Origin of the sequence: Caviibacter abscessus, from assembly GCF_001517835.1 — a bacterium.
Taxonomy (GTDB): domain Bacteria; phylum Fusobacteriota; class Fusobacteriia; order Fusobacteriales; family Leptotrichiaceae; genus Caviibacter; species Caviibacter abscessus.
The window spans coordinates 1-467 of the sequence record NZ_LOQG01000018.1; the positions used below are offsets into that span (position 1 = coordinate 1).

Genomic DNA, 467 nt, shown 5'->3' on the forward strand with positions numbered 1-467 from the left:
ATTAGCGAAACCAGGATCAATAACACCACATACAGAATTTAAGGGAGAAATCTACGTATTGACAAAAGAAGAAGGAGGAAGACATACACCATTCTTCACAGGATACAAGCCACAATTTTACTTTAGAACAACAGATATAACAGGAGAAGTAAGATTACCAGAGGGGACAGAGATGGTAATGCCAGGAGATAATATATCAGTAGAAGTAAGCTTAATACATGCGATAGCGATGGAACCAGGATTAAGATTTGCGATAAGAGAAGGTGGAAGAACGGTAGCTTCTGGAGTTGTTGCAGAAATTAAAAAATAATAAAAAATAAAATACATTTAATAAAATTTGAAAACACTGCTATAAGGGGCTTTATGCCCCTTGTAGAAATAAAATAGGAGGAAAAATTTTGGAAAATAAATTAAGTATACATCTTCAATCTTATGACCACAAATTGTTAGATCAATCTGCTAAAAAA

Annotated in this window: 1 protein-coding gene; it reads left to right on the top strand. The window is 33.2% G+C overall.

Going from position 1 to position 467, the window contains the following annotated elements:
• Positions 1–310: EF-Tu C-terminal domain-related protein (locus tag AWT63_RS03140; RefSeq protein ID WP_456236333.1), on the top strand; the 310-nt coding region annotated here is incomplete at its 5' end.
• Between the last annotated feature and the right edge of the window lie 157 nt (positions 311–467).